23 protein-coding genes are annotated in these 21,867 nt (G+C 65.5%); 21 read left to right on the top strand and 2 right to left on the bottom strand.

From position 1 onward, the window contains the following. Positions 1-8: 8 nt before the first annotated feature. Complete coding sequence (locus HU825_RS17980; RefSeq protein WP_234302598.1) at positions 9-770, top strand: SDR family oxidoreductase; 762 nt, start codon at positions 9-11, stop codon at positions 768-770. A 109-nt stretch (positions 771-879) separates the two neighbouring features. Here HU825_RS17980 and HU825_RS17975 read toward each other — a convergent pair whose 3' ends face one another. Beyond that, positions 880-2,067, bottom strand: a complete 1,188-nt coding sequence (locus HU825_RS17975) for a benzoate/H(+) symporter BenE family transporter (RefSeq protein ID WP_234302597.1) — start codon at positions 2,065-2,067, stop codon at positions 880-882. Positions 2,068-2,320: 253 nt separating this feature from the next. Between HU825_RS17975 and fliE the strand changes: the two genes are divergently transcribed. The 18 genes from fliE to flhB all read left to right on the top strand — a co-directional run bounded on the left by fliE (position 2,321) and on the right by flhB (position 17,562). Beyond that, on the top strand, positions 2,321-2,650 hold the full coding sequence (gene fliE, locus HU825_RS17970) for a flagellar hook-basal body complex protein FliE (RefSeq protein ID WP_043297364.1): 330 nt from the start codon (positions 2,321-2,323) through the stop codon (positions 2,648-2,650). Between the two features lie 13 nt (positions 2,651-2,663). After that, positions 2,664-4,451 carry a flagellar basal-body MS-ring/collar protein FliF gene (gene fliF / locus HU825_RS17965; RefSeq protein WP_043297362.1) on the top strand — a complete coding sequence of 596 codons (1,788 nt, stop codon included), beginning with the start codon at positions 2,664-2,666 and terminating at the stop codon, positions 4,449-4,451. Next, complete coding sequence (gene fliG, locus HU825_RS17960) at positions 4,444-5,460, top strand: flagellar motor switch protein FliG (protein ID WP_008570497.1); 1,017 nt, start codon at positions 4,444-4,446, stop codon at positions 5,458-5,460. Before fliF ends, fliG begins: the two co-directional genes overlap by 8 nt. A gap of 3 nt (positions 5,461-5,463) precedes the next feature. Further along, positions 5,464-6,234: a flagellar assembly protein FliH gene (fliH, locus tag HU825_RS17955; RefSeq protein WP_234302596.1), complete on the top strand. Its 771-nt coding sequence runs from the start codon at positions 5,464-5,466 to the stop codon at positions 6,232-6,234. Further along, positions 6,224-7,582, top strand: coding sequence for a flagellar protein export ATPase FliI (gene fliI, locus HU825_RS17950; RefSeq protein ID WP_043297359.1), 1,359 nt, complete (start codon positions 6,224-6,226; stop codon positions 7,580-7,582). The genes fliH and fliI overlap by 11 nt, the downstream gene beginning before the upstream one ends. A 3-nt stretch (positions 7,583-7,585) precedes the next feature. After that, the gene (fliJ, locus tag HU825_RS17945; RefSeq protein ID WP_102828893.1) at positions 7,586-8,038 is read left to right on the top strand and encodes a flagellar export protein FliJ; all 453 of its coding nucleotides are present in this window, start codon (positions 7,586-7,588) and stop codon (positions 8,036-8,038) included. 184 nt (positions 8,039-8,222) lie between these two features. Next, entirely contained in the window at positions 8,223-8,528 is a 306-nt protein-coding gene (locus tag HU825_RS17940; protein ID WP_043297357.1) for an STAS domain-containing protein, read from the top strand. Positions 8,529-8,535: 7 nt separating this feature from the next. Further along, positions 8,536-10,224 (top strand): fused response regulator/phosphatase, encoded by a 1,689-nt coding sequence (locus HU825_RS17935; protein ID WP_234302595.1) that lies wholly within the window; start codon positions 8,536-8,538, stop codon positions 10,222-10,224. 29 nt (positions 10,225-10,253) lie between these two features. Beyond that, on the top strand, positions 10,254-10,604 hold the full coding sequence (locus HU825_RS17930) for an Hpt domain-containing protein (protein ID WP_003287603.1): 351 nt from the start codon (positions 10,254-10,256) through the stop codon (positions 10,602-10,604). 78 nt (positions 10,605-10,682) lie between these two features. Continuing rightward, positions 10,683-11,909 (top strand): flagellar hook-length control protein FliK, encoded by a 1,227-nt coding sequence (locus HU825_RS17925; protein ID WP_234302594.1) that lies wholly within the window; start codon positions 10,683-10,685, stop codon positions 11,907-11,909. Between the two features lie 206 nt (positions 11,910-12,115). Next, on the top strand, positions 12,116-12,640 hold the full coding sequence (gene fliL, locus HU825_RS17920; RefSeq protein WP_234302593.1) for a flagellar basal body-associated protein FliL: 525 nt from the start codon (positions 12,116-12,118) through the stop codon (positions 12,638-12,640). 12 nt (positions 12,641-12,652) lie between these two features. Next, positions 12,653-13,624, top strand: a complete 972-nt coding sequence (fliM, locus tag HU825_RS17915) for a flagellar motor switch protein FliM (protein ID WP_003287607.1) — start codon at positions 12,653-12,655, stop codon at positions 13,622-13,624. Positions 13,625-13,664: 40 nt separating this feature from the next. Continuing rightward, the gene (fliN, locus tag HU825_RS17910; RefSeq protein WP_003287608.1) at positions 13,665-14,135 is read left to right on the top strand and encodes a flagellar motor switch protein FliN; all 471 of its coding nucleotides are present in this window, start codon (positions 13,665-13,667) and stop codon (positions 14,133-14,135) included. 1 nt (position 14,136) lies between these two features. Continuing rightward, entirely contained in the window at positions 14,137-14,556 is a 420-nt protein-coding gene (gene fliO / locus HU825_RS17905; protein WP_077682899.1) for a flagellar biosynthetic protein FliO, read from the top strand. Continuing rightward, a complete protein-coding gene (gene fliP / locus HU825_RS17900; RefSeq protein WP_003287610.1) occupies positions 14,556-15,332 on the top strand; it encodes a flagellar type III secretion system pore protein FliP in 777 nt (258 codons plus the stop codon). The genes fliO and fliP overlap by 1 nt, the downstream gene beginning before the upstream one ends. A 10-nt stretch (positions 15,333-15,342) precedes the next feature. Continuing rightward, positions 15,343-15,612, top strand: coding sequence for a flagellar biosynthesis protein FliQ (fliQ, locus tag HU825_RS17895; RefSeq protein ID WP_043297348.1), 270 nt, complete (start codon positions 15,343-15,345; stop codon positions 15,610-15,612). Positions 15,613-15,615: 3 nt separating this feature from the next. Continuing rightward, positions 15,616-16,392, top strand: coding sequence for a flagellar biosynthetic protein FliR (fliR, locus tag HU825_RS17890; RefSeq protein ID WP_234302592.1), 777 nt, complete (start codon positions 15,616-15,618; stop codon positions 16,390-16,392). Positions 16,393-16,425: 33 nt separating this feature from the next. Continuing rightward, positions 16,426-17,562 carry a flagellar biosynthesis protein FlhB gene (flhB, locus tag HU825_RS17885; RefSeq protein WP_234302591.1) on the top strand — a complete coding sequence of 379 codons (1,137 nt, stop codon included), beginning with the start codon at positions 16,426-16,428 and terminating at the stop codon, positions 17,560-17,562. A 48-nt stretch (positions 17,563-17,610) separates the two neighbouring features. Here flhB and sodC read toward each other — a convergent pair whose 3' ends face one another. Beyond that, complete coding sequence (gene sodC, locus HU825_RS17880; RefSeq protein WP_043297340.1) at positions 17,611-18,132, bottom strand: superoxide dismutase family protein; 522 nt, start codon at positions 18,130-18,132, stop codon at positions 17,611-17,613. A gap of 237 nt (positions 18,133-18,369) precedes the next feature. Here sodC and flhA point away from each other — a divergent pair, with 237 nt between their 5' ends. Then, a complete protein-coding gene (gene flhA, locus HU825_RS17875) occupies positions 18,370-20,490 on the top strand; it encodes a flagellar biosynthesis protein FlhA (protein WP_138300197.1) in 2,121 nt (706 codons plus the stop codon). A 15-nt stretch (positions 20,491-20,505) separates the two neighbouring features. Further along, positions 20,506-21,780, top strand: coding sequence for a flagellar biosynthesis GTPase FlhF (gene flhF / locus HU825_RS17870; protein ID WP_138300196.1), 1,275 nt, complete (start codon positions 20,506-20,508; stop codon positions 21,778-21,780). Positions 21,781-21,867 lie beyond the last annotated feature (87 nt).

The following is a 21,867-nucleotide window of genomic DNA, read 5'->3' as shown; positions in this document are numbered from 1 at the left end:
TCTCCAGCATGAGCATGAAATTCTCCGGTCAGGTCGCCCTCGTTACCGGTGCAGCGGCGGGTATCGGCCGCGCCACGGCGCAGGCCTTCGCCGAGCAGGGCCTCAAGGTCGTCCTCGCCGATCTCGATGAAACCGCGGGCGAGGCGGCCGCCGCAGCGATTCGGGAAAACGGCGGCGAGGCGTTGTTTGTCCGTTGCGATGTCACGCGCGACGAACAGGTCAGAGCCTTGCTGGAGCAGGTCGTGGGTCGTTTCGGCCGGCTGGACTACGCCTTCAACAACGCCGGTATCGAGATCGAGCAAGGCCGATTGGCCGAAGGCAGCGAGGCGGAGTTCGACGCGATCATGGGCGTCAACGTCAAGGGCGTGTGGCTGTGCATGAAGCACCAGTTGCCGCTGATGCTGGCGCAGGGCGGCGGCGCCATCGTCAACACCGCCTCGGTGGCCGGCCTGGGTGCGGCGCCGAAGATGAGCATCTACTCGGCATCCAAGCATGCGGTGATCGGCCTGACCAAGTCGGCTGCCATCGAGTATGCGAAGAAGGCAGTCCGGGTGAATGCGGTGTGCCCGGCGGTGATCGACACCGACATGTTCCGCCGTGCCTATGAGGCCGATCCGCGCAAGGCGGAGTTCGCTGCGGCGATGCATCCGGTTGGGCGCATCGGCAAGGTCGAGGAGATCGCGGCGGCGGTGCTCTATCTGTGCAGCGATGGCGCGGCGTTTACCACAGGCCATGCGCTGGCGGTGGATGGTGGAGCGACGGCGATTTAGCGTTCTGGGTGTCGGGAGCTGGGCGATTCGCGAGTGCCTCGGGTTTCGCCCTGCCGGTCAGCGTGCCTGCCCCGGGCCGCCCCGGAGCGGCGCGGAAAACCAGGCGCGCTCAGTCTCGCTTGCTTAGCACCAGCAACGTCACCACCCCCGCAATCAAGCCCCACAGCGCGGCCCCGATGCCGAACAGCGTCAGTCCCGATGCCGTGACCATGAAGGTAATCAGCGCCGCCTCGCGCTCATGCGGCTGCTGCATGGCCTGGGTCAGCCCCGCACCGATCGAGCCGAGCAGCGCGAGCGCCGCGATCGACAGCACCAGCGCCGCTGGAAACGCCGCGAACAGCGCTGCCAGGGTCGCGCCGAAGATGCCGGCGATGCCATAAAATACCCCGCACCACGCCGCCGCCGTGTAGCGCTTGCGCGGGTCGGGATGCGCCTCGGGGCCGGCGCAGATCGCCATGGTGATCGCCGCCAGATGGATGCCGTGCGAGCCGAACGGCGCCAGCAGCACCGAGGCGATGCCGGTCACCGAAATCAGCGGCGAGGCCGGTACGTCGTAACCCTCGGCACGCAGCACCGCCAGCCCCGGCATGTTCTGCGACGCCATCGCGATGACGAACAGCGGGATGCCGATGCTGAGAATCGCGGCAAATGAGAGCGCCGGCGTGGTCCATACCGGCACCGCCAGTTCCAGACGCAAGTCGCGGAAATCCAGCAGCCCTTGCACGGCCGCCAACACGCAGCCGACCACCAGCGCACCCGGCACCGCATAGCGCGGCAGCAGCCGTTTGCCCAGCAGGTAGGTGAAGAACATGCCCAGCACCAGCAACGGCTGGGCCGGCACGGCGCGGAAAATCTCGCTGCCGATATTGAACAGCACGCCGGCCAGCAGCGCCGCGGCGAGCGACGCGGGGACGCGGCGCATCAACCGTTCGAAGCTGCCGGTAAGCCCGCACAGCACGATCAGCGCCGAGGCGAAGATGTAAGCGCCAATCGCCTCGGCATACGGTACGCCGGGCAGACTGGCGATCAGCAGGGCGGCACCGGGCGTTGACCAGGCGACCACCACCGGCGTGCGGTAACGCAGCGACAGGCCGACGCTGCAGATCGCCATGCCGATCGACAGCGCCCAGATCCACGAGGAAATCTGCCCGGCGCTCAGACCGGCTGCCTGGCCGGCTTGGAACATCAGTACCAGCGAGCTGGTGTAGCCGGTCAGCATGGCGATGAAGCCGGCGACGACGGTCGAGGGCGAGCTGTCGCCGAGGGGGCGCAGTCCGAGGCGGACGGATTCGGTCATGGTGCTTGTTCTTGTGCGGGCCGACGGGGCGCCGCCGGCCGGGCCGGGGCGAATCTGCAGGCTAGCCTACCGGCGCGATGCGCGCGCCATGCAGTACAGCCGGCGCCGGGTTCGCCGGAACAGTGTCGGTGTTCGCAGTCGGACGAAGGGAGGGGCCGGCGGCAGGGCATGTCACAGTTTCTGGCACCCTTGTTGCTATCTACTCACTGCCTGCCACGTAGCGTCAAAAATCCGTGGCTGTTGGAGGAAGTAGATGAGTCAGGGTGTCCAATTCAATCGCTTGATGCTGGAAATGCGGGCCATGCAGACCGATGCCATGGCACGCACCAAGCCCGAGACGCCGGTACAGGAAGCCGGTGCGCCGAGCTTCTCCGACATGCTCGGCCAGGCGGTGAACAAGGTGCACGAAACCCAGCAGGTTTCCAGTCAGATGTCCTCCGCCTTCGAGATGGGGCAGGGCGGCGTCGACCTGACCGAAGTGATGATCGCCTCGCAGAAGGCCAGCGTTTCTTTCCAGGCCCTGACCCAAGTGCGTAACAAGCTGGTCCAGGCCTATCAAGACATCATGCAGATGCCGGTGTGAGGCGGATTGAATTATGGCTGATGCGGTGAGCAACGTTCCGGTGCAGAGCGGCGCGGTAGAGGCGAAGAAGCCGCTGCTGGGGCTGTCGTTCCTGGAAAATCTCTCTGAGATGTCGATGCTGCGCCAGATCGGCCTGCTGGTCGGGCTGGCGGCGAGCGTCGCCATCGGTTTCGCCGTGGTGCTCTGGTCGCAGCAGCCGGACTACCGCCCGCTGCTCGGCAGCCTGGCCGGTATGGACGCCAATCAGGTGATGGAGACGCTCGCCGCGGCGGATATCGCCTACACCGTCGAACCCAATTCCGGCGCGCTGCTGGTCAAGGCCGACGACCTGGCGCGCGCCCGGCTGAAGCTCGCCGGTGCCGGCATTGCGCCCGCCGACAGCAACATCGGCTTTGAAATTCTCGACAAGGAGCAGGGCCTGGGTACCAGCCAGTTCATGGAGGCGACCCGTTATCGCCGCGGCCTGGAAGGCGAACTGGCTCGCACCGTGTCCAGCCTGAACAACGTCAAGGGTGCCCGCGTGCACCTGGCGATTCCCAAGAGTTCGGTGTTCGTCCGTGACGAACGCAAGCCCAGCGCCTCGGTGCTGGTCGAGCTGTACCCGGGCCGCTCGCTGGAGCCGAGTCAGGTGATGGCGATCATCAACCTGGTCGCCACCAGCGTGCCGGAGCTGAGCAAGTCGCAGATCACCGTGGTGGACCAGAAGGGCAACCTGCTGTCCGACCAGCAGGAGCTGTCCGAGCTGACCATGGCCGGCAAGCAGTTCGACTACAGCCGGCGCATGGAAGGCCTCTACACCCAGCGCGTGCACAACATCCTGCAGCCGGTGCTGGGCAGCGGTCGCTACAAGGCGGAAGTCTCGGCGGACGTCGATTTCAGTGCGGTGGAGTCCACCTCGGAAACCTTCAACCCTGACCAGCCGGCACTGCGCAGCGAGCAGAGCGTCAACGAGCAGCGCCAGAGCAGCCTGCCGCCGCAGGGCGTGCCCGGTGCGCTGAGCAATCAGCCGCCCGGACCGGCTTCGGCGCCGGAGCAGGCCAGGCAGCAGGCCGCCGCCGCGGGCGCCGTGGCACCCGGCCAGCCGCTGCTGGATGCCAACGGTCAGCAGATCATGGATCCGGCGACCGGTCAGCCGATGCTGGCACCATATCCCTCGGACAAGCGCGAGCAGGCCACCCGCAACTACGAGCTGGATCGCTCGATCAGCTACACCAAGCAGCAGCAGGGTCGCCTGCGCCGGCTGTCGGTGGCGGTGGTGGTCGACGACCAGGTCATGACCAATGCCGCCGGAGAAGTCACCCGTACGCCGTGGACGGCCGACGACCTGGCGCGCTTCACCCGCCTGGTGCAGGACGCCGTGGGCTTTGATGCCAGCCGTGGCGACAGCGTCAGCGTGATCAATACCGCCTTCGTCGCGGATTCCTTCGACGACGCGGTGATCGACATCCCGTTCTACTCGCAGCCCTGGTTCTGGGATGTGGTCAAGCAGGTGTTGGGCGTGCTGTTCATCCTGGTGCTGGTGTTCGGCGTGCTGCGTCCGGTGCTGAACAACCTGACCCATGCCGGCAAGGGCAAGGAACTGCAGAACATTGGCGACGGCGATGTCGAACTGGGAGACATGGACGGCGTCGACGGTGCGCTGGCCAACGACCGCGTCAGCCTGAGCGGTCCGCAGAACATCATGTTGCCGAGTCCGAGCGAGGGATACGAAGCCCAGCTCAACGCGATCAAGAACCTGGTGGCCGAAGATCCGGGACGGGTCGCCCAGGTGGTGAAAGAGTGGATCAACGCCGATGAGTGAGAACCGGGTTCAAACCAAGCTCAACAAGGTCGACAAGGCCGCCATCCTGCTGCTGTCGCTGGGTGAAACCGATGCCGCGCAGGTGCTGCGTCACCTCGGTCCGAAGGAAGTGCAGCGGGTCGGCACGGCGATGGCGCAGATGCGCAACATCCACCGCGAGCAGGTCGAGCGGGTGATGAGCGAATTCGTCGAGATCGTCGGCGACCAGACCAGCCTCGGCGTCGGCTCCGACGGCTACATCCGCAAGATGCTCACCCAGGCGCTGGGCGAGGACAAGGCCGGCGGTCTGATCGACCGCATCCTGCTGGGCGGCAACACCAGCGGCCTGGACAGCCTGAAGTGGATGGAACCGCGCGCCGTGGCGGACGTGATCCGCTACGAGCACCCGCAGATCCAGGCGATTGTCGTGGCCTATCTGGACCCCGATCAGGCCGGCGAGGTGCTGTCGCACTTCGACCACAAGGTGCGTCTGGACATCGTGCTGCGCGTGTCGTCGCTCAACACCGTGCAGCCGGCGGCGCTGAAGGAACTCAACCTGATCCTCGAGAAGCAATTCTCCGGTAACACCAACACCAGCCGCGCCAGCCTTGGCGGCGTGAAGCGTGCCGCCGACATCATGAACTACCTCGACAGCTCCATCGAAGGCCAGCTGATGGACGCCATCCGCGAAGTCGACGAGGACCTGTCCACGCAGATCGAGGACCTGATGTTCGTCTTCGACAACCTGGCCGACGTCGACGACCGCGGCATTCAGATCCTGCTGCGCGAGGTTTCCTCCGACGTGCTGGTGCTGGCGCTCAAGGGTGCCGACGAAGCGATCAAGGAAAAGGTCTTCAAGAACATGTCCAAGCGTGCCGGCGAACTGCTGCGCGACGACCTGGAGGCCAAGGGCCCGGTGCGCGTCAGCGAAGTCGAGAACGCGCAGAAGGAAATCCTCACCATCGCCCGCCGCATGGCCGAAGCCGGGGAGATCGTCCTGGGTGCCAAGGGCGGCGAGGAAATGGTCTAAGCCGTGGCCAAGGAAAATCCCAGCGATGTGATCCGTGCCCAGGACGTGCGGCTGTTCGACCGCTGGGCGTTGCCCAGCTTCGACGCCGAGGGTGCGGCAGCCGAAGCGCCCCTCGAAGCGGAACCGATCGTCGAAGAGCTGGCGCACAGCGAAGAGGTACCTGTCGAGGAAGTCAAACCCTTGACACTCGACGAGCTGGAAGCGATTCGCCAGGAGGCCTACAACGACGGCTTCGCCACCGGCGAGAAGGACGGCTTCCACGCCGGCCAGCTGAAGGCGCGCCAGGAGGCCGAGACGGTGCTGGCCGCACGCCTGCAAAGCCTGGAGCAGTTGATGACGCAGTTGCTCGATCCGATCGCCGAGCAGGATCGCAACCTCGAACACGCTCTGGTCACACTGGTCAGACACCTGTCACGCGAGGTGATCCAGCGCGATCTGCTGATCGATTCCAGCCAGATCCGCCAGGTGCTGCGTGAGGCGCTCAAGCTGCTGCCGATGGGCGCGCAGAATGTGCATGTTCACGTCAATCCACAGGATTTCGAAATGATCAAGGCGCTGCGCGAGCGCCACGAGGAGAGCTGGCGGATTCTCGAAGATGCCAGCCTGCTGCCCGGCGGCTGCCTCATCGAGACCGAACACAGCCGCATCGATGCCAGCGTCGAGACGCGCCTGAGCCAGGCGATCAAGCAGCTGTTCGAGCAACAGCGCGAGAACGCCACCCATCCGCCGGCGGCTGACCTGCACCTCGATCTGGACCACCCCGATGCGCCTTGACCGGGTCAGTTTCGCCCGGCGCCTGGCCTGCTACACGGAGGCGGTCAAGCTGCCCAGTCAGCCGATTCTCGAAGGCCGTCTGCTGCGCATGGTCGGCCTGACGCTGGAGGCCGAAGGCCTGCGCGCCGCGGTCGGCAGCCGCTGCCGGGTGATCAACGACGACAGCTACCACCCGACCGAGGTCGAGGCCGAGGTCATGGGCTTCTCCAGCGGCAAGCTCTATCTGATGCCGGTCGGCAGTCTCGCCGGTATCGCGCCGGGTGCGCGGGTGGTGCCGCTGCCCAACACCGGTCGCCTGCCGATGGGCATGTCGATGCTTGGCCGGGTGCTCGACGGCGCCGGCCGCGCGCTGGACGGCAAGGGCGGCATGCGCGCCGAGGACTGGGTGCCGATGGACGGCCCGGTGATCAACCCGCTCAAGCGCCATCCGATCAGCGAGCCGCTGGACGTCGGCATCCGCAGCATCAACGGCCTGCTCACCGTCGGCCGCGGCCAGCGTCTGGGACTGTTCGCCGGTACCGGCGTCGGTAAGTCGGTGCTGCTGGGCATGATGACCAAGTTCACCGAGGCGGACATCATTGTCGTCGGCCTGATCGGCGAGCGTGGCCGCGAGGTCAAGGAATTCATTGAACACATCCTCGGCGAGGAGAGCCTCAAGCGCTCGGTGGTGGTCGCTTCGCCCGCCGATGAGGCGCCGCTGATGCGCCTGCGCGCCGCACAGTACTGCACGCGCATCGCCGAGTACTTTCGCGACAAAGGCAAGAACGTCCTGCTGCTGATGGATTCGCTGACGCGCTACGCCCAGGCCCAGCGCGAAATTGCCCTGGCCATCGGCGAGCCGCCGGCGACCAAGGGCTATCCGCCATCGGTGTTCGCCAAGCTGCCGAGTCTGGTCGAGCGCGCCGGTAATGCCGAGCAGGGCGGCGGCTCGATCACCGCGTTCTACACGGTGCTCTCCGAAGGCGACGATCAGCAGGACCCGATCGCCGATGCTGCGCGCGGCGTGCTCGACGGCCACATCGTGCTGTCGCGGCGGCTGGCCGAGGAGGGCCACTACCCGGCCATCGATATCGAAGCGTCGATCAGCCGGGTCATGCCGCAAGTGGTCGATGCCGAGCATGTGCGCGCCTCGCAGCGTTTCAAGCAGCTGTGGTCGCGTTACCAGCAGAGTCGCGACCTGATCAGCGTCGGTGCCTACGTGCCCGGCGGCGACCCGGATACCGACCTTGCCATCGCCCGCCAGGCCGAGATGGTTCGCTACCTGCGCCAGGGTCTGAACGAAAGCGAGCGGCTGGAGGAAAGCGCGGCACAACTGGCCGCGGTATTCGGCCCGCGTCAGGGCGCGTAATCCGTGGCAAGCAGTCGTGCCGACCGGTTGGCGCCGGTGATCGAGATGGCGCAGAAGGCCGAGCGCGACGCCGCGCGCATGCTCGGTCAGGGGCAGATGCAGCTGTCGCAGGCCGAGGCCAAGCTCGGCGAGCTCGAGCAGTATTTCAGCGATTACCAGCAGCAGTGGCTGCGCCAGGGCAGCCAAGGCGTGTCCGGCCAGTGGCTGATGAACTATCAGCGTTTTCTGTCCCAGCTCGAATCGGCCATCGGCCAGCAGCAGCGCAGCGTGGCCTGGCATCGCGACAACCTGGCCAAGCTGCGAAGCCAGTGGCAGCAGCGGCACGCGCGGCTCGAAGGGCTGAGCAAGCTGGTGGAGAGTTATTTGCGCGAGGCGCGCGTCGCGGCCGACAAGCGTGAGCAGAAACTGCTCGACGAGTTCTCGCAGCGGCTGGCAGGACGGCCCCGGCAGGATTGAGCTTGCCGCTGTAGGGTCTGAATGCTAAATCTTCTCGGGTATCATCGCAGCAGCCCGCGACAGCTCGCTGGTACGCGCCCATTCAGCGCCGTGCAGCCTGCGCCCGGTTCGCCGGCAGGCACAGTCGTTCTCACGTGGCGCATGGCGGTCTGGCAAGACCCCGTTTCGGATCAGGGAGTGCTACATGACCATTACTTCTCAACCATCGGCCGATGGGCGCGAACTGACGATCGCCATCAGCGGACGCTTCGATTTCAACGCCCACCAGGCATTCCGCGATGCGTACCAGCGCCAGGACGTCGCGCCCGAGCGCTACGTCGTCGATCTGCAGGGTGCGACCTATCTCGACAGCTCGGCGCTCGGCATGCTGTTGCTGCTGCGCGATCATGCCGGCGGCGATGAAGCCGACGTCCGGCTGGTCAACTGCAATGCCGACGTGCGCAAGATTCTTTCGGTGTCCAACTTCGAACAACTGTTCGTGATCGCCTGAGGTGCCGATGCGCCTGACCATCCTGATCGCCGAGGACAGCCCGGTCGATCGGATGCTGCTGTCGACCATCATCGCCCGCCAGGGCCACCACGTGCTGACCGCCAGCGACGGCCTGGAAGCCGTAGCGCTCTACGAGCGTGAGCGTCCGCAACTGGTGCTGATGGATGCGCTGATGCCGCTGATGGACGGCTTCGAGGCCGCGCGGCGGATCAAGAGCCTGGCTGGCGACGAGCTGGTACCGATCATCTTCCTCACCTCGCTCAGCGAGAATCAGGCGCTGGTGCGCTGTCTGGATGCCGGTGGCGACGATTTCATCGTCAAGCCGTACAACCCGGTAATTCTCGAAGCCAAGATCAAGGCCATGCATCGGCTGCGTCGGCTGCAGGCGACGGTGGTCGAGCAGCGCGACCTGATCGCCCGGCGCAACCAGCAGCTGCTCGACGAGCAGCGCGCGGCCAAGGCGATCTTCGACAAGGTGGCGCATGCCGGTTGCCTGGGCGCGCCGAACATCCGCTACCGGCAATCGCCGCGTGCGCTCTTCAACGGCGACCTGCTGCTGGCGGCGCAATCGCCGACCGGACAGATGTTCGTGCTGCTGGGCGACTTCACCGGCCACGGCCTGCCGGCGGCGATCGGCGCCATGCCGCTGGCCGAGACCTTCTACGGCATGACGGCCAAGGGCTACGCCGCCAAGGACATCCTTCGCGAGCTGAATGCCAAGCTCAAACAGATCCTGCCGGTGGAGATGTTCTGCTGCGCCACATTGCTGGACATCAACCTCACTCAGGGCGTGCTGAATGTCTGGAGTGGCGGGCTGCCGGACGGCTACCTGATCCGTCCCGACGGCGAGCGCGTAGCACTGGTGTCGCGTCATCTGCCGCTGGGCGTGCTGGCACCAGGCGCGTTCGATGCGCACTTCGAGAGCCACCCGCTGAAGCTCGGCGACCGGCTGCTGCTGCTGTCCGACGGCGTGGTGGAGAGCATCAATGCCCGCGACGAGCTGTTCGGCGAACAACGCCTGCTGGCCGTTCTCGATGCCAACCGTGATGCGACGCGGCTGTTCGACGAGATTGAGGAGGCGCTGCTGGCATTTCACGGCCAGCTGCGCGACGACCTCAGCCTGGTCGAGGTCGATCTGAGCGAGAAAATGGCGGCGCTGCAGCTGCCGTTGTCGTTCGGTGCGCCGAAGGAGGGCCGGCCGGCCAACTGGTCCGGGCGCTTCGAGCTGCGTGCGGCCAGCCTGCGCGCCGGCAATCCCTTGCCGCTGTTACTGCAAGTACTGCTGCAGTTCCATCAGCTGCGGCCTCGCGCCGGCGCCGTTTATGCGGTACTGGTCGAGCTGTATTCCAACGCGCTGGAGCACGGCGTGCTCGGTCTGGATTCGGCGCTCAAGCGCGATGCCGCCGGCTTCGCCCGCTATTACGAGGCGCGTAGCGAGCGTCTGGCCGCGCTGGTGGACGGTTACATCCGTCTCGAACTGGATATCCAGTGCGACGCAGCGGGCGGTCGCCTGCGCATCGGCATTCAGGACAGCGGCACGGGCTTCGATGTCGAGCGCGCGCTGGGCGAGGCGCGCGGCGTGGAATCTCTGCGTGGACGGGGATTGCAGTTGATCCGTCAGCTCAGTGACGGTTTCGCCTGGCAGGCCGACGGGCGCGGACTGAGCGTGGAGTTCCGTTGGTCGGCTCAGGCATAATTCAGCGCCTTTCTCCCAGGAGCGGATCGGTGTCCATTCCTCATCTCGACAGTGCCGTACTCGTCACGCTGCAAGCGGTCATGGAAGGCGAGTACCCACTTCTGCTGGACACCTTCCTGGCCGACTCCGAGGAGCGCCTGCGCCTGCTGCGCCAGGCCTTCCAAGCCGGGGAGGGCGAGACGCTGCGGCGTGCGGCACACAGCTTCAAGGGCAGCTGCAGCAACCTGGGCGCCGCCGCGCTGGCCGATCTGTGCTGCCAGCTGGAGACCCTGGCCCGCGAGCAACGACTGGTCGAAGCGCCGGCGATGATCGAGCGGATCGAGCGCGAGTTCGCCATCGTCGGCATCCTGTTTCGTGCCGAGCGTCAGCGCTACGGCTGAACGGACGGCTCTCTGACGGTTTTGCTGGCCCGGAACTTGCTCAAGGTTCTGCACGAACCACACTGAGCGGAATGTTTCATGGCCGTTTCCCCCGATCTGTTGCTCAAGTCCCCGACTCTCGAAGTGCGTCCCAAGGCCGCCGCCGCGCAACCGTCGCCGGCGCCCGAGGCGAGCGATGGCAAGCGTTCCAGCTTCTCCGAGGTGTATGCGCGCGAGCGCCAGACCAAGCCTGTCGAGCGCAAGGACGATGCTTCGGCATCGTCGCGCGAGCAAGTCGACGAGGAGCAGAGCGCCGGTGAGCCGACGGCAACCGCTGACGCCGAGAAGTCGACGGTTGCCGAGAGCGGCAATTCCTTGCCTGGCGAGGAAGCGAGCGATGAGCCGCTGCCGGAGGGCGAGCTCGATCCGCTGCTGCTGTTCGGCCTGAATGGCCAGTTGCCGGCGCCCGAGCCGGCCGCCGCTCAGACCGCGACCCTGACGCTGATGCCAGGGCTGGGCCAGACGCAGCTGACACCGCCGCTCGCTGATGCCGAGATGCAGGTGTCGGAGGATGTTTCCGGCGAATCGGCGACCACCGTCGCGGCACCGGCCCTGACGCTGAAGGCCGCGCCCACCGCCGTTTCGCCAGCCGCTGCGAGCGAGACCGCGGCACCCGCCGAGGGCGACTTCGCCAGTCTGCTGCAAGCCAGCAGCGAGCCCGAGCCAGACGTCGAGCTGGAGGTTGCGCTGAGTGAAGTCTCGAAGGGCCTGGATGCGCCGCAGGACAGCCGTCAGCCGGCCGATCCGGCGCTCGGCCGTGCCAGCCCGCTGAGCCAGGCGATCACCCAACAGATTCAGCAGGCGCAGCGCACGCCGCTGGTACCGGGGCAGCCGGTAGCGATGCAGCAGGCCGGCTGGAGCGAGGCGGTGGTCGATCGGGTGATGTGGCTGTCCAGCCAGAACCTCAAATCGGCGGAGATCCAGCTCGATCCGGCTGAACTGGGACGGATGGAGGTGCGCATCGAGATGAACCGCGAGCAGGCGCAGATCACCTTCCTCAGCCCGCATGCCGGCGTGCGCGATGCGCTCGAAGGGCAGATGCAGCGCTTGCGCGAGATGTTCGAACAGCAAGGCATGAGCATGAACGTCAACGTTTCCGATCAGTCCCTGGCGCGTGGCTGGCAGGGCCGCGGCGAAGGCGAGGCGGGGCGGGGTGGCGCGTCGCCTGCCGCGACGGCGGGCGACGACGAGCAGCTGCAAGGCGTCAGCGAAGTCGCCAGCAATCGTGCCGTGGGCAACCGCGGGCTGGTGGATTACTACGCCTGACCGGCCGCCGGTCTCCCGTCGCTCTGGCGCGCAGGCCCGTCTCGCGCCGGAGCGGTCATCTATCTTCCTTCGGGCGTGCGGGGCGGCGCCTTCAGGGATGCCGTATCCTCTGCGGCCTAATGCGCAGCGCGGCGCTGACATTGGCACAGCAGTTGCTCCAACGATGCCTCAGTGAGCGGTCGCGCGCAGAATGACGGATATTTGGCATGGCGAAGAAACAGGTACCCCCCGGACCACCGATTGCCGACGCGCAGGACGCGGGCAAAGGTCGGTTGAAAATCATCATCGCGATCGCGGTGGCCTTCCTGCTGGCCATCGGGTTGTCCATCGGCGGCACGCTGTTCTTCCTCGACAAGGGTGGGGACGAGGCGGCTGAGCAACCGGCCGAGGCCGAGACGGCGACCGGCAAGCCGGCGGCGATCTACGAGGTGCTGATGCCGGCCTTCGTGGTCAACTTCAATCACAAGGGGCGCCAGCGCTACATGCAGGTGAGCGTGGCACTGATGTCGCGCGATCAATTGGCGCTCGATGCGCTCAAAGGACATATGCCGTTGCTGCGCAATCATCTGGTGATGCTGTTCTCCAGCCAGGATTTTGCGGCGCTGATGACCCCGGTGGGCAAGGAAATGCTGCGTCAGCAGGCGACCTCCAGCGTGCAGGAACTGGCGCAGAAGGAAGTCGGCAAGCTGGCGGTCGAGCAAGTACTGTTCACCAACTTCGTACTGCAATAGAAGGTTCCGCCGATGGCTGTTCAAGACCTGCTTTCGCAAGACGAGATCGATGCGCTGCTGCATGGCGTCGATGACGGTCTGGTCGATACCGAAAGCGATTCCGAACCGGGCGCGATCAAGAGCTACGACCTCACCAGCCAGGACCGCATCGTCCGCGGGCGCATGCCGACGCTGGAAATGATCAACGAGCGCTTCGCGCGTTACACCCGCATCAGCATGTTCAACCTGCTGCGCCGCTCGGCAGACGTCTCGGTGGGCGGTGTGCAGGTCATGAAGTTCGGCGAGTACGTACATTCGCTGTACGTGCCGACCAGCCTCAATCTGGTGAAGATGAAGCCGCTGCGTGGTACCGCGCTGTTCATCCTCGACGCCAAGCTGGTGTTCAAGCTGGTGGACAACTTCTTCGGCGGCGACGGCCGCCACGCCAAGATCGAGGGCCGCGAATTCACCCCCACCGAACTGCGTGTGGTGCGCATGGTGCTCGATCAGGCCTTCACCGACCTCAAGGAAGCCTGGCATGCGGTGCTGGACGTCAACTTCGAGTACATCAACTCGGAGGTGAACCCGGCGCTGGCCAACATCGTCAGCCCCAGCGAAGTGGTGGTGGTATCGACCTTCCACATCGAGCTGGACAGCGGCGGCGGCGACCTGCACGTGACCATGCCCTACTCGATGATCGAGCCGATCCGCGAAATGCTCGACGCCGGCTTCCAGTCCGACGTCAGCGACCAGGACGAGCGCTGGATCAAGGCGCTGCGCGAGGACATCCTCGACGTCAACGTACCGCTCGGCGCGACGGTGGTGCGCCGCCAGCTGAAACTGCGCGACATTCTCAACATGCAGCCGGGCGACGTGATTCCGGTGGAGATGCCCGAGGACATGATCATGCGCGCCAACGGCATGCCGGCCTTCAAGGTCAAGCTGGGTGCGCATAAGGGCAATCTGGCCCTGCAGGTGCTGGAGCCGGTGGTGCGAACCCGGTGACTCATTTTTCTACTCAATTCGAGCCGGTCGAGGACTAGCGATGGCAGACGATCAGAACACTTCCCCCGAAGAGCAGGCGCTGGCCGACGAATGGGCCGCGGCGCTGGCCGAGGCCGGCGATGCCAGCCAGGACGACATCGACGCGCTGCTCAACCAGGGACCGGCGGCGGCACCGGCTGCTCCGCGTGCCCCGCTGGAGGATTTCGCCAGCGCACCCAAGGGCGGCGGCGGCGTGCCGCTGGGGCTGGAAGGGCCGAATCTGGATGTGATTCTGGATATTCCGGTGTCCATCTCGATGGAAGTCGGCAGCACCGAGATCAGCATCCGCAACCTGCTGCAGCTCAATCAGGGCTCGGTGGTGGAGCTCGACCGGCTGGCTGGCGAGCCGCTGGACGTATTGGTCAACGGCACGCTGATCGCCCATGGCGAGGTGGTGGTGGTCAACGAGAAGTTCGGCATTCGCCTGACGGACGTGATCAGCCCCACCGAACGCATCAAGAAGCTGCGCTGACATGCGCGCGCTAGCCTTTCTCGCTCTGCTGGTAGCGCTGCCGGCACTGGCTGCCGAACCGGCCGCCAGCATGAGTGGCACCGACATGGGCGCGCAGCTGAGCAAGCTGCTGCTCGGCCTGCTGCTGGTGGTCGGCCTGATCTTTCTGCTGGCCTGGCTGCTGCGCCGCGTCCAGCAGATGAATCCACGCGGTACTCAGGTGATTAAGCTGGTTTCCAGCCAGGCACTCGGCCCGCGCGAGCGGCTGGTGCTGGTGCAGGTCGGCAGCGAGCAAGTGCTGATCGGTCTCTCCGCCGGGCGCATCACGCCGCTGCACGTGCTCAAGGAGCCGGTGCATCTGCCCGATTCCGAACCGGCCAACCCGGAGTTCGCCCAGCGCCTGATGGAGCTGTTGGGCAAGGATCACAAGGACAAGCCCTGATGTTGCGAATTCTGCTGGCGTTGCTGCTGGCCGTGGTCGCCCCGCTGGCTCTCGGCCAGGAGGCGGGCGGACTGCTGACCCGTGGCGACAATCCGCTGTCAATCCCGGCGATCACCCTGAGCACCGACGCCCAGGGCCAGCAGGAGTATTCGGTCAGCCTGCAGATTCTGCTGATCATGACGGCGCTGAGCTTCATCCCGGCGTTCGTCATGCTGATGACCAGCTTCACGCGGATCATCATCGTGTTTTCCATCCTGCGTCAGGCGCTGGGCCTGCAGCAGACGCCATCGAACCAGATTCTCATCGGTCTGACGCTGTTCCTCACGCTGTTCATCATGGCCCCGGTGTTCGAGCGGATAAACCAGGAAGCGCTGCAGCCGTACCTCGCCGAGCAGATTCCGGCGCAGGAGGCGATCACCCGCGCCGAAGTCCCGCTCAAGGCGTTCATGCTGGCGCAGACTCGCGAGAGCGATCTCGATCTGTTCATGCGTCTGTCGCGGCGTACCGACATCGCCAGCCCGGAAGCGGCGCCGCTGACCATTCTGGTGCCGGCCTTCGTCACCTCGGAGCTGAAGACCGCGTTCCAGATCGGCTTCATGATCTTCATTCCGTTCCTGATCATCGACATGGTGGTGGCCAGCGTGCTGATGGCGATGGGCATGATGATGCTCTCGCCGCTGATCATCTCGCTGCCGTTCAAGATCATGCTGTTCGTGCTGGTCGACGGCTGGGGGCTGATCATCGGCACCCTGGCCGGCAGCTTCGGCACGCTCTAGGAGGCTCGTCATGACGCCCGAAGTCGCGGTGGACCTGTTTCGCGAAGGCCTGTGGATGACCGCGATGATCGTCGGCGTGCTGGTGATGCCGAGCCTGCTGGTCGGTCTGGTGGTGGCCATGTTCCAGGCTGCCACGCAGATCAACGAGCAGACCCTGAGCTTTCTGCCGCGCCTCCTGGTGATGCTGCTGACGCTGATCTGGGCCGGGCCTTGGCTGGTGCGCGAGCTGATGGAGTATACCCAGGGGCTGATCACCAACATTCCGCTGATCATCGGCTGAACCATGCTGGAACTGAGCAATGCGCAGATCGGCAGCTGGGTGGCGCAGTTTCTGCTCCCGCTGTTCCGTATCGCCGCGTTGCTGATGAGCATGCCGATCATCGGCACGCAGCTGGTGCCGCCGCGGGTACGGCTGTATCTGGCGCTGGCCATCACCCTGGTGCTGGCGCCGAACCTAGGCCCGATGCCACTGGTCGAGGCGCTGAGCCTGCGTGCCTTGCTGCTGATCGCCGAGCAGATTCTGATCGGTGTGATGCTCGGTTTCGTCCTGCAGCTGTTCTTTCAGGTGTTCATCGTCTCCGGGCAGCTGCTGGCGATGCAGATGGGCCTGGGGTTCGCCTCGATGGTCGATCCGGCCAACGGTGTGTCGGTGCCGGTGCTCGGCCAGTTCTTCAATATGCTGGTGATCCTGCTGTTCCTGGCGATGAACGGTCATCTGGTGGTGCTGGAAATTCTCACCGAGAGCTTTGTGACCTTGCCGGTGGGCGGTGGGCTGTCGACCAATCATCTGTGGGAGGTGGCGAGCAAGCTCGGCTGGGTGCTCGGCGCCGGCCTGCTGCTGGTGCTGCCGGCGATCACCGCGCTGCTGGTGGTGAACCTGGCGTTTGGCCTGATGACCCGCGCCGCCCCGCAGCTGAATATCTTTTCCATCGGCTTTCCGCTGACCCTGGTGCTGGGCCTGGTCATCGTCTGGATCGGGATGGCCGATATCCTCGCGCAATACCAGATCTTCGTCGGCGAAGCGCTGGCGATGCTGCGCGAGCTGGTGGGGCTGCGCTGATGAATAGACTCATGCACAACGCGGAGGCCGTCGATGGCTGAAAGCGAAAGCGGTGCCGACAAAAGCGAGGAACCCACAGAGAAACGGCGCCGGGAATCTCGCGAGAAAGGCCAGATCGCGCGCTCGCGCGAGTTGAGCACGGTGGCCGTGACCATCGGCGGCATTGGCGGCCTGCTGGCGTCCGGCAGCGGGTTGGCGCAGGCGCTGATGGCCATGATGCAGGGCAGCTTCGAGCTGAGCCGCGAAACCCTGCTGGACGAGAGCAACATGGCGGTGTTGCTGGCGGCCAGCGGCAGGATCGCGCTGGAGGCAACCCTGCCGTTGCTGATCGCCTTGCTCATCGCCTCGATCGCCGGGCCCATCGCGCTGGGTGGCTGGCTGTTCTCCGCCAAGGCGATGGCGCCCAACTTCGGTCGGATGAACCCCGCTGCCGGGCTCAAGCGCATGTTCTCGACCAAGGCGCTGGTGGAGTTGCTCAAGGCCCTCGGCAAGTTCCTGGTGGTGCTGCTGGTGGCGTTGATGGTGCTGTCCTCCTACGAGGACGATCTGCTCCCCATCGCCAAGCAGCCGCTAGACCTGGCGATCATGCACAGCGCCGAGGTGGTCGGCTGGTGCGCGCTGTGGATGGCCTGCGGGCTGATCCTGATCGCCGCGGTGGATGTGCCGTTCCAGCTCTGGGACAACAAGCAGAAGCTGATGATGACCAAGCAGGAGGTCAAGGACGAGTACAAGGACTCCGAGGGCAAGCCGGAGGTCAAGTCGCGCATCCGTCAGCTGCAGCGCGAGGCGGCGCAGCGGCGCATGATGCAGGCCGTGCCCGAAGCCGATGTGGTGATTACCAACCCGACGCACTTTGCCGTGGCGCTGAAATACGACGGCGACAAGGGTGGCGCGCCTCGGCTGGTGGCCAAGGGCGGCGACTTCGTGGCGCTGAAGATTCGCGAGATCGCCCAGGAGCACAGCGTGACGGTGCTTGAGTCGCCGGCGCTGGCGCGAGCGGTGTACTACTCGACCGAGCTGGAGCAGGAGATTCCCGCCGGCCTCTACCTGGCCGTGGCGCAGGTGCTGGCTTACGTCTATCAGTTGCGCCAGTACCGCGCCGGCAAGGGCCGTCGACCCGATCCACTGAACGATCTTCCGATTCCGCCAGATCTGCGTCGCGACGAATAGCGGCAAGCTGCAAGCGTGCCGCTTGCAGCTTGAAAGCCGGCGCTGCCGTTACTCGATGACGCCGCAGGCGACCCGTGCACCGCCGCCGCCGAGCGGCTGCGGATGGTCGGCATGGTTGTCGCCGCCCTGATGCACCATCAGCGCCAGCCCCTTGATGTCGCCCAGGCTTTTCAGGCGTGGGGCCAGCACCGGCTGGCTGGCCTTGCCATCCTTGTCGACATAGAGCGCGGGCAGGTCGCCCAGGTGGCCGTCGCCCCAGGGTTCGCCGTGCTTGCCGCTGTTCTTCGGGTCCCAGTGGCCGCCCGCAGCGCCCGCCGGCGTGACCTTGCCGTCGATCTCGGCGGTCTCGCAGTTGCCCTTGGCGTGCACGTGGAAGCCGTGAATGCCGGGTTCCAGCCCCGACAGTTCGGGGCGCAGGACCAGGCCGTATTCGCTGCTCTCGATCTTCACGCTGCCGACGGCGGCGCCGACGCCTTGGGCGCTGACGGCCTTGAGCGGAACGCTGAGCGTCTCCGCCTGGACAGTCAACGCGGTGCAGCCGGCCAATGCGGCGATGATCCACTGTTTCATCGATTGTCTCCTTGCAGGTTGGGCCGGGCGGAGCGGTTCCGCCGGTCGAAGGTCTGACTGCGCGACACTGGTCGGGTTCGCCCGCATGCGGCGAGATGTCCCGTAGCGCCTGTTTCAGTTGAGATCAGTTGGCGTGACTGCGCCAGTCCGCCGTTGCGTCGCCAAGTTGGACCCCTTCTTGCTATAGCCCACGGCAGGGCGCATCGGGCGTCAAAAAACTTTCTGCTGGGGGCCACGTTGGATCGCACGCAACTCATCAACATGCGCAACAACCTGACGGGTGTCGGTCGCGGCAACCTCGGGGTGCCGCTGCTGTTGCTGGTGATGCTGGGCATGATGATGCTGCCCGTGCCGCCGTTCCTGCTCGACGTGCTGTTCACCTTCAACATCGCGCTGTCGATCGTCGTGCTGCTGGTCAGTGTCTACGCGCTGCGCCCGCTGGATTTCGCGGTGTTCCCGACCATTCTGCTGGTAGCGACCCTGTTGCGTCTGGCGCTGAACGTCGCGTCCACACGGGTGGTGCTGATTCACGGTCACGAAGGCGGCGCGTCGGCCGGTCATGTGATCGAAGCCTTCGGTAACGTGGTGATCGGCGGCAACTACGTAGTCGGTATCGTGGTGTTCGCGATCCTGATGATCATCAACTTCGTGGTGGTCACCAAGGGCGCCGGGCGGATTTCCGAAGTAAGCGCGCGCTTCACCCTCGATGCGATGCCCGGCAAGCAGATGGCGATCGATGCCGACCTCAATGCCGGGCTGATCGATCAGGCCGAAGCGAAGAAGCGCCGGGTCGAGGTTGCGTCCGAAGCGGATTTCTACGGCTCGATGGACGGTGCCAGCAAGTTCGTGCGCGGCGACGCCATCGCTGGCCTGCTGATCCTCTTCATCAACCTGCTCGGCGGCATGGGTATCGGCATGGCGCAGCATGGCCTGAGCTTCGCCGACGCCGGCAAGGTCTACGCGCTGCTGACCATCGGTGACGGCCTGGTGGCGCAGATCCCCTCGCTGCTGCTGTCCACCGCGGCGGCGATCATGGTGACCCGGGTCACCAGTTCCGAGGACATGGGCCAGCAGGTCAACCGGCAGATGTTCGCCTCGCCCAAGGCGCTGGCGGTATCGGCCGCGATCATGATCGCGATGGGACTGGTGCCGGGCATGCCGCACCTGTCATTCCTCGGCCTCGGTGCGCTCGCTGCCGGGGGCGCCTACTGGATCTGGTATCGGCAGAAGCGCGTCAAGCAGCAGGCCGAGCAGGATGTGCAGAAGCAGCAGGAGCTGCTGCCAGCGCAGCGCGCGGCGGAAACCAAGGAACTCGGCTGGGACGACGTGACGCCGGTGGACATGGTCGGGCTGGAGGTCGGCTACCGGCTGATTCCGCTGGTCGATCGCAATCAGGGGGGCCAGCTGCTGGCGCGAATCAAGGGCGTGCGCAAGAAGCTGTCGCAGGATCTCGGCTTTCTCATGCCGTCGGTGCATATCCGCGACAATCTCGATCTGCTGCCCAATGCCTATCGCCTGACGCTGATGGGCGTCAGCCTGGCCGAGGCGGAGGTCTATCCGGATCGCGAGCTGGCGATCAACCCCGGCCAGGTATTCGGGCCGCTCAATGGCATTGCAGCCAAGGACCCGGCGTTCGGTCTGGATGCGGTGTGGATCGAGGGCAGCCAGCGCGACCAGGCGCAGTCGCTCGGCTATACCGTGGTGGATGCCAGTACCGTGGTTGCCACCCACCTCAATCAGGTGTTGTACAAGCACGCGCATGAACTGCTCGGCCACGAGGAGGTCCAGCAGTTGCTGCAACTGCTTGCCCGTAGCTCGCCCAAGCTGGCCGAGGAGTTGGTGCCGGGCATGCTGTCGTTGTCCACGCTGCTCAAGGTCTTGCAAGCGCTGCTGCAGGAGCAGGTGCCGGTGCGCGACATCCGCACCATCGCCGAAGCCATCGCCAATGTCGCCAACAAGAGTCAAGATCCCGCCGCGATGGTGGCGGCAGTGCGCGTCGCGCTGTCTCGCGCAATCGTGCAGAACGTTGTGGGACTAGAGCCGGAGCTGCCTGTGATCACTCTGGAGCCGCGATTGGAACAGATCTTGCTCAATAGCCTGCAGAAGGCCGGACAGGGTGCCGAAGATGGCATCCTGCTGGAACCGGGAATGGCAGAGAAGTTGCAACGGTCGCTGGTAGAAGCGGCTCAGCGCCAGGAAATGCTCGGCAAGCCGGCGATTCTACTGGTGGCCGGACCGGTTCGCGCGATGTTGTCCCGCTTCGCCCGGTTGGCCGTACAGAACATGCATGTACTGGCCTACCAGGAAATTCCGGACAACAAGCAGGTCACCATCGTTGCGACGGTGGGTCAGAATTAATCGAGGGTGCAGGCCATGCAGGTCAAACGTTTCTTCGCCGCCGATATGCGCATCGCCATGAAGATGGTGCGCGACGAGCTGGGCGCCGATGCCGTGATCATCGGCAATCGCCGGGTCGCCGGCGGTGTCGAGCTGACTGCCGTGCTCGATTACCCGATGCAGGCCGCCCCGGAAGCGAACAAGCCCAACCCCGTGCTGGAAGCCGAGCTGCGCAAGACGCAGGCGCGTATCGCCTCGGCTCATGCCGAACTGAGCGCGCCGAATCGCGTGAAGTCGGGCCAGGACCGTCAACTGCTTGACGAGCAGCCTGCCGCCGCGCCGCAACCCGCTGCCAGCGCGCCGGTCGATACGCGCGCCTTCGAAAGCATGTGCACCGAACTGCAGGGCCTGCGCGAGCTGATCGAAGTGCAGCTCGGCTCCATCGCCTGGGGCCAGGAGCAGAGCCGGCGGCCGCAGCAGGCCGGGCTCTGGCGCCGCTTGCAGCGTCTCGGCCTGCCGGCGGAACTGTCGCGCAGCCTGCTCGAAAAGGTCGCGACCATCGCTGATCCGCGACAGGCCTGGCGTATGCTGCTGGCGCACCTGGCGCAGGCGATCAAGGTCACCAAGCACGAACCGCTGGAAGAGGGCGGGGTCATCGCATTGGTCGGGCCGGCTGGCGTCGGCAAGACCACCACGTTGGCCAAGCTGGCGGCCCGTTACGTATTGAAGTACGGCGCGCAGAACATCGCGCTGGCGAGCATGGATAACTACCGCATCGGCGCGCAGGAGCAGCTCAAGACGCTCGGTCGTATTCTCGATGTGCCGGTGGTGCAGATCGACCCGTCGCAGCCGCTGGGCAAGACGCTGGCGCCGCTGGCACGCAAGCGCGTGATTTTGATCGACACGGCCGGGCTGCCGGCGAGCGATCCGACACTGCGCATGCAGCTCGAAGCGCTGTCCGATCGTGGCGTGAAATCGAAGAACTACCTGGTGCTGGCCGCTACCAGCCAGAGCCAGGTGCTCAAGGCGGCGTGGCACAACTATCGTCGTTGCGGCCTGGCCGGTTGCATCCTGACCAAGCTCGACGAGGCCGGCTCGCTCGGCGACGTGCTCGGACTAACGATCAGCCAGCACCTGCCGATAGCTTACCTCGCCGACGGGCCGCGTATTCCTGATGACCTGCACCTGCCGCGCAGTCATCAGTTGGTCAGTCGGGCGGTGAGCCTGCAATCCGGCGAGGAGCCGAGCGAGGAAACGATGGCCGATATGTTCGCCGGCCTGTACAACGAATCATCGCGGCGAGCGGGCTGAAGCGGCAGTGCGTTACTCGGATAAACCTGATGCATTCGAGCTGAATGCATCGCCGGCCTTGCAGGCCGAGCAACATATAGGCGTTTG

The sequence above is a fragment of the Pseudomonas phenolilytica genome (genome assembly GCF_021432765.1).
In the GTDB taxonomy this organism is placed as follows: domain Bacteria; phylum Pseudomonadota; class Gammaproteobacteria; order Pseudomonadales; family Pseudomonadaceae; genus Stutzerimonas; species Stutzerimonas phenolilytica.
The sequence above is the reverse complement of the archived record's forward strand: the minus strand, read 5'-3'. Positions and strand labels throughout refer to the sequence as shown.

Excerpts from the sequence above, each read along its gene's own strand:
- HU825_RS17940 (WP_043297357.1), top strand. The coding sequence starts at position 8,223 with ATGACCATTACTTCTCAACCATCGGCCGATGGGCGCGAACTGACGATC.
- fliN (WP_003287608.1), top strand. The coding sequence starts at position 13,665 with ATGGCAGACGATCAGAACACTTCCCCCGAAGAGCAGGCGCTGGCCGAC.
- fliE (WP_043297364.1), top strand. The coding sequence starts at position 2,321 with ATGAGTCAGGGTGTCCAATTCAATCGCTTGATGCTGGAAATGCGGGCC.
- fliL (WP_234302593.1), top strand. The coding sequence starts at position 12,116 with ATGGCGAAGAAACAGGTACCCCCCGGACCACCGATTGCCGACGCGCAG.
- HU825_RS17925 (WP_234302594.1), top strand. The coding sequence starts at position 10,683 with ATGGCCGTTTCCCCCGATCTGTTGCTCAAGTCCCCGACTCTCGAAGTG.
- sodC (WP_043297340.1), bottom strand. The coding sequence starts at position 18,132 with ATGAAACAGTGGATCATCGCCGCATTGGCCGGCTGCACCGCGTTGACT.
- HU825_RS17935 (WP_234302595.1), top strand. The coding sequence starts at position 8,536 with ATGCGCCTGACCATCCTGATCGCCGAGGACAGCCCGGTCGATCGGATG.
- HU825_RS17975 (WP_234302597.1), bottom strand. The coding sequence starts at position 2,067 with ATGACCGAATCCGTCCGCCTCGGACTGCGCCCCCTCGGCGACAGCTCG.
- fliM (WP_003287607.1), top strand. The coding sequence starts at position 12,653 with ATGGCTGTTCAAGACCTGCTTTCGCAAGACGAGATCGATGCGCTGCTG.
- fliF (WP_043297362.1), top strand. The coding sequence starts at position 2,664 with ATGGCTGATGCGGTGAGCAACGTTCCGGTGCAGAGCGGCGCGGTAGAG.
- fliQ (WP_043297348.1), top strand. The coding sequence starts at position 15,343 with ATGACGCCCGAAGTCGCGGTGGACCTGTTTCGCGAAGGCCTGTGGATG.
- HU825_RS17980 (WP_234302598.1), top strand. The coding sequence starts at position 9 with ATGAGCATGAAATTCTCCGGTCAGGTCGCCCTCGTTACCGGTGCAGCG.
- fliP (WP_003287610.1), top strand. The coding sequence starts at position 14,556 with ATGTTGCGAATTCTGCTGGCGTTGCTGCTGGCCGTGGTCGCCCCGCTG.
- fliO (WP_077682899.1), top strand. The coding sequence starts at position 14,137 with ATGCGCGCGCTAGCCTTTCTCGCTCTGCTGGTAGCGCTGCCGGCACTG.
- flhB (WP_234302591.1), top strand. The coding sequence starts at position 16,426 with ATGGCTGAAAGCGAAAGCGGTGCCGACAAAAGCGAGGAACCCACAGAG.
- fliR (WP_234302592.1), top strand. The coding sequence starts at position 15,616 with ATGCTGGAACTGAGCAATGCGCAGATCGGCAGCTGGGTGGCGCAGTTT.
- flhF (WP_138300196.1), top strand. The coding sequence starts at position 20,506 with ATGCAGGTCAAACGTTTCTTCGCCGCCGATATGCGCATCGCCATGAAG.
- fliG (WP_008570497.1), top strand. The coding sequence starts at position 4,444 with ATGAGTGAGAACCGGGTTCAAACCAAGCTCAACAAGGTCGACAAGGCC.
- fliI (WP_043297359.1), top strand. The coding sequence starts at position 6,224 with ATGCGCCTTGACCGGGTCAGTTTCGCCCGGCGCCTGGCCTGCTACACG.